Annotated in this window: 3 protein-coding genes; 1 reads left to right on the top strand and 2 read right to left on the bottom strand. The window is 66.4% G+C overall.

Translation table 11 applies throughout. From position 1 onward, the window contains the following. Positions 1 to 174: ATP-binding protein (locus tag VKI00_RS06020; protein WP_324436097.1), on the top strand; the 174-nt coding region annotated here is incomplete at its 5' end. On the opposite strand, the gene istB is transcribed toward VKI00_RS06020, so the two are convergent. After that, positions 150 to 974: an IS21-like element helper ATPase IstB gene (istB, locus tag VKI00_RS06025; RefSeq protein ID WP_324436095.1), complete on the bottom strand. Its 825-nt coding sequence runs from the start codon at positions 972 to 974 to the stop codon at positions 150 to 152. The genes VKI00_RS06020 and istB overlap by 25 nt on opposite strands. Further along, complete coding sequence (gene istA, locus VKI00_RS06030) at positions 971 to 2,572, bottom strand: IS21 family transposase (RefSeq protein WP_324436096.1); 1,602 nt, start codon at positions 2,570 to 2,572, stop codon at positions 971 to 973. Before istA ends, istB begins: the two co-directional genes overlap by 4 nt. Positions 2,573 to 2,809: the final 237 nt, after the last annotated feature.

Consider the following 2,809-nt stretch of genomic DNA (forward strand, 5'->3'; position numbering starts at 1 on the left):
ACCTCCAACCGCTCACCCAAGGACTGGTACAACCTGTTCCCCAACCCCGTCGTCGCCGAATCACTGCTGGACCGGCTGATCAACACCAGCCACCAAATCCTGATGGACGGACCCAGCTACCGGCCCCGAAAACGACCCGGCTCGCAATGTCAACTTGATTTGGCCCCGGCTTGACGGCTTGATTTGGCCCCGGTCGTGTTGGGGGGTTTCGCGTTTCGTGCGTGGGCGAGTCGGTAGGAGGTGCTGCCGGTTTCGATGATCTGTCCGGCGAAGGTGAGCCGGTCGACGATGGCGGCGCAGAGTCGGGGGTCGGTAAAGGTTTTCGTCCAGGAGGAGAACGGCTCGTTGGAGGCGATAGCGATCGCGGAGCGTTCTTCTCGTTCGGTGAGGACTTGGAAGAGCAGCTCGGCGCCGCGCCGGTCCAGTTGCAGGTATCCCAGTTCGTCGACCAGGAGCAGATCGACGCGGCCGTAGCGGGTGATCAGTTTGGTCAGGTGTTTGTCGTCGGCGGCTTCGACGAGTTCGTTGACCAGCTTGCTGGCCAGGGTGTAGCGGACGGTGTAGCCGGCTTCGGCGGCCAGGGTGCCCAGGGCGATGAGCAGGTGACTTTTCCCGGTGCCGGAGTCACCGATCAAACACAAGGGGTATCCGGCTTTGACCCAGTCGCAGCTGGCCAGCTGGCCGATGATCGCGGGGTTGATGGCGGGGTTGGCCTCAAAGGAGAAGTCCTCCAAGCGTTTAGGGCGGGGGAAGCCGGCGTCGCGGGTACGCCGGTCAGCGCGGCGGCGGGTGCGGTCGTCGCATTCTGCAATCACCAACTCGGAGAGGAACCCGAGGTAGGTCAGATGTTCACGTTGCGCGGTGGCGGCGATCTCGGTGAACCGGTCGCGGATGGTGGGCAGTCGCAGCATGCGGCAGCCCTGCTCAATGGCCGCGGTGGCGGCCTGCTCGGTGACTGCGCGTCGGGCGGTCATGAGGTCTCCCTTCCGAGCAGGATGTCGTATTTGTCCATGCAGGGCAGCGGCCGCGCGTCGGCGGGCACCCCGGCGCGGTGGGCGGCCAGGACCAGCACCTGCGCGCCGGGCTGAACCGCATCGCCTGCAGCAGGCGTGGTTCGGCGCTCGGTGGCCTTGCGGGCTTCCAAGGCGACCACATCGGGGTTGGCCGAGCCGACCGACAGGGCGGCGGTGATCCCGGCGAGCACGTCGGCGCGGGCGAGGTGACGGTGCAGCAACAGTACTTCCACCAGGGCACGGGTGCCCGCCGCGTCGCCGTGGGCCTTGCGGGCGGCGGCCCAGAATCGCTCGTGCTCGGCGGTGAACACCTTGGTCGCACGGGCCTGCGACAACGCGGTCGCCCCGGGTAGCGCGCCGGGCTTGCGCAACAGGATCTCCAGATAGTGATCCAGATCAAGGACTTTGGCGCCCTTGCCGATCGCCCGCTGATGGCGGGCCACCGTCACACTGCGGTCATAGACGGTCACCGCCGAGGCCGACAGCTTCACCCGCAGCCGATGGCCGATGAAACGGGCCGGCACCGAGTACTGGTTGCACCGCACCATCACCTGCGCGTAGCGGTCCACCCGCGGGGTCAGGGTCAGCGTGGTGTCGAACGCCTCGCCCGGCAGCGACCGCAGCAGGGTCTGCTCCACCGCCCAGTCCTGGGCCACGCTGGTGGCCCGGTTGCCGATCCGGCGGGCGTCATCAGCGTCATCGGCGGCTTCCAGCAGGGCGTTGAGTTCATCGATGGAGTTCACCACCGGCATCGGCACGCAGTGGTTGCGGCGAAACCGCCCGCCCTCGCCCTCGACTCCGCCCTTCTCGTGGCTGCCCTCGTGTCCGGGCTGGCAGTACCAGGCCTCAAATCCGTAGTGGGAGCGAAAGGCGATCCAGCGGTCGTTCTCCTGCCGCGAGCGCCCGAACAGGACCTGTTTGACCGCGCTGTTGAGGTTGTCGTAGCGGATCTTGTCCACCGGGACACCGCCGAGGCGTTCGAACGCGTGCACGTGGCCCTCCAAAAACGCTTCCTGACCGGCGGTCACAGAAGCCCGATGCGCTGCCCGACCCGAGTAGGACAACCGCATGGTGAACAGCGCCGTTTTCGTCTTCACCCCAGCAAGAATCACCCACAGATCGTGGAAGTCGACTTCACCCTGAGCGGCCGGCTCGTAGGTCTGCGGCACGTACCCCAACTCCAACGGCCGGCCCGCTTCGGCGAGAATCTGCGGGCGGCGCTTGCGGACATGGTCACGTACCGTCGAGTACGACAACGCCTGCGCGCCATGCTCATCGACCAACCTGGCCAAGACCCGCCGCGCGGTGTGGCGCTGCTTCTTCGGGGCATCCAGATCGCTACACAACATCTCATCAATCGCCGCCTTGAACGGCCCCAACCGCGGCGCTGTCCGCGCCGCGGTCTTGCGCGGCGCCGGAACCGCCGACTCCAACGCCTGGCGCACCGTGCGCCGATGCACCCCGTGCTTATCGGCCAACGCCCGGATCGACAACCCCTCGACCCGGTGATCACGCCGAATCGCCGCGAACTGCTCCACCTTCGACCTCGCCCTCCGCATGCCTCAACCTCCATGACCGGCAATCCGGACTATCCGGACACCGATCACGCTGGGGTGGGGCCAAATCAAGCTGTCGCAACCATCACGGCGTGTCGAACAGGTGGGGCCAAATCAGACCGTCACAACAACACGCCGTCGCCACACAGGTGGGGCCAAATCAAGCCGCCCCCCTGGGGCCAATTCAGACTGTCACGGCCATCAGGTCGACGTTGGCGGCATCAATGTGCCTAAAGAACT

The organism is Mycobacterium sp. (assembly GCF_035314665.1).
Classification (GTDB): Bacteria; Actinomycetota; Actinomycetes; order Mycobacteriales; family Mycobacteriaceae; genus Mycobacterium.

Bases quoted from the DNA above. Each gene is read 5' to 3' on its own strand.
- istB (WP_324436095.1), bottom strand. From the start codon at position 974: ATGACCGCCCGACGCGCAGTCACCGAGCAGGCCGCCACCGCGGCCATT.
- istA (WP_324436096.1), bottom strand. From the start codon at position 2,572: ATGCGGAGGGCGAGGTCGAAGGTGGAGCAGTTCGCGGCGATTCGGCGT.